At 71.2% G+C, this 2,408-nt stretch carries 2 protein-coding genes; both read right to left on the bottom strand.

Going from position 1 to position 2,408, the window contains the following annotated elements:
- Positions 1–90 precede the first annotated feature (90 nt).
- A complete protein-coding gene (locus ACIP94_RS38405; RefSeq protein ID WP_402436773.1) occupies positions 91–762 on the bottom strand; it encodes a methyltransferase domain-containing protein in 672 nt (223 codons plus the stop codon).
- Entirely contained in the window at positions 759–2,258 is a 1,500-nt protein-coding gene (locus tag ACIP94_RS38400) for an alpha/beta fold hydrolase (protein ID WP_402436770.1), read from the bottom strand. The genes ACIP94_RS38405 and ACIP94_RS38400 overlap by 4 nt, the downstream gene beginning before the upstream one ends.
- Between the last annotated feature and the right edge of the window lie 150 nt (positions 2,259–2,408).

Below are 2,408 nucleotides of genomic sequence, written 5' to 3'. Positions count from 1 at the left end.
CCGCAGCCGACTGGCCGCTGTCACCGCCCAGACTGCAATCTGAAACGAACGACGCCTCACGTGGCGAAACGTGAACTCAAGACCAGATCACTAGGGGAGCCGTCGTAGCAGGAGATAGGTCCGCTGGCTGGGATGCTCGTGTTCGGGGTGTGGTGCTCGGTCGAGTCGTGCGGTGAGGGCGAGGCCCGCTTGGGCGAGGGCCGCCGTTTCGGCGACCGGGTCGAGGAAGCGGAAGGTGAGGTCGACGGGGCGGTCCCACCATTCGGTGAGGTGTGTGGCCTGTCCGGGGCGGGTGTCGCTGTCGCTGGTGTGGAAGGCGAGGAGGGCATGGCCCGCGGGACGCAGCACGCGGGCGAATTCCCTGTAGGCGGCGACTCGTTGGGTCTGGTTCAGGTGGATCACGGCATACCAGCACAGTATGCCGCTCACCGCCCGCGAGCGGATCGGCAGCGCGGTCATGTCCGCGGCGGCGAACGGCAGGGCGGTGGCACGGTGCGCGATGGTGCACATGGCGGGCGAGAGGTCGACGCCGAAGGTATGGGCTCCGCGGCGGGCCAGGTGGACCGTAGCGTGGCCCGGGCCGCAGCCGACGTCCAGGATCGGTCCGTCGAAGGCCAGTTCTGCGAAGGCGTCCAGCAGGGCGCGGTCGAGGGGCTTGCCCTCGAGTTCGTCGCCGATCTCGGCGGCGTAGCGTTCGGCCACCGTGTCGTAGCTGCGGCGTGTCACGGCGGACGCCGCGGCGTGCGGGCGTGGTGCTGTCATACCTGGCTCCGGTCCGGTCGGACGAGGGCCTCGGCGCCGATCGGGGTGAACCCGGTGGCGAGGAAGGCGCGCAGGGAGCGGGCGTTGCCCGGGGCGACGGCGGCGTAGACGGCCTCGCCCTCCGGGACCAGGGTGAGGGCGTCGGCGAGCAGCGCCCGGCCGTGTCCGCGACCGCCGTCCGCGGGTTGATGCAGCTCGATGCTGAGTTCCGTACGCCCGGCGAGTCCCGCCGCGAGCGTGACCAGGCCCCGCTCGTCGCCGAACGCCCGTACGCCCGAGCGTAGTTGTCGGGCATACCGAACCCTCGGGTGGTCGTCGGCGTCCGTGAGCGGCCGCAGGCGCGGTGTGCCGCCGGAGCCGCGGTCTACGAGGATGGCGTCGACGCTGCCGATCCGGCCCGTGGGCCCGGCGAGGGCGCGCAGGAAGTCCGGGGACAGGGAGCCGCCGAAACCGTCGGGCTCATGGGCGTGGACCTGTGCGGCGGGCAGCGCGGTGGCGACGACGGCGTGGCCGGTGAAGGCGACCGAACATTCCAGGCCGCCGGGCAGTGCGGGCAGCACCGTGACGGCCCCGTCGGCGGGTGGGAAGCGTCCTTCGGCGGCGCCGAGAAGGTACTCCAGCAGCGGGTGTGGCGGCGCGAGTGCCCTCCGGTGGGCGTCGAGGAATGCCAGCAGCGCGGCGTTGAAGCGCTCCGGCTGCTCCAGGTTCGGCAAGTGGGCGGCGTCGTCGACGACGGCGAGCGTCGAGCCGGTGACGAGCCCGTGCACGAGCTCGGCCTGTTCCACCGGCGTGTAGGTGTCGTCCGAGCCGACCATCACCAGGGTCGGTACCCGCACGTCACGCAGCGTACGGCGATAGTCGGGCCGTTCAGCCCGCCCGCGCAGGGCCGCCGCGGCCCCGGCCGGGGCGGTACCGCGCATCATGTCCAGGACGTGCCCGGCGACCTCGGGCAGGCCCGTCACATGGTGTGGCGCGATCATCTTGTCGATCACCTCGGCCGCGTACCCCTCCATGCCCTCGGCCAGGAGCCGATCGGCGAGGGCGTTGCGGAAGCCCCTGCCCTGCTCGGTCTCGGCGACCGGCGAGGTGTCGGCCAGCACCAACGCGGCCACCCTCTCGGGGTGGCGCCGGTGGAACTCCATCGCGATCTGCCCGCCCATGGACAGGCCGACCACCACGGCCCGCTCCGTCCCGATATGGCTGAGCACGCCCGCGAGATCCTGCGCGAAGTCCGACAGCAGGGTCGCACCGGGGACGACCGTGCTCTGCCCGTATCCGCGCAGGTCGGGGACGACCACCCGGTACCCGGCCGCAACGAGCGCATCCACCTGGGGACGCCACATGCTGCGGTTGAACGGGTGCCCGTGGATCAACAGGACCGGCACCCCTGCGGGCGAACCGAGATCGTCGTAGGAGATGGTGACACCTGTCGCGACAAGGACCTCGCAGGCGCTGGCCCTGATCGCCGAAGTGGGCGCTGTGCGGAAGGAGTTCATGCCGGTCGCCTTTCCGGTCGGGGTGCGGGTGAGACTCTGAACGCTCGTCAGGGCTTTACCGGGACTCTTGCAGAAAGCCCCGGCGTTCACGCCGGGGATGAATGCATCTCAAGGCTGCTCTGACGTGCACTTTAGAGCGGACGTTTTTGC

The organism is Streptomyces sp. NPDC093261 (assembly GCF_044753645.1).
Classification (GTDB): domain Bacteria; phylum Actinomycetota; class Actinomycetes; order Streptomycetales; family Streptomycetaceae; genus Streptomyces.
The sequence above is the reverse complement of the archived record's forward strand: the minus strand, read 5'-3'. Positions and strand labels throughout refer to the sequence as shown.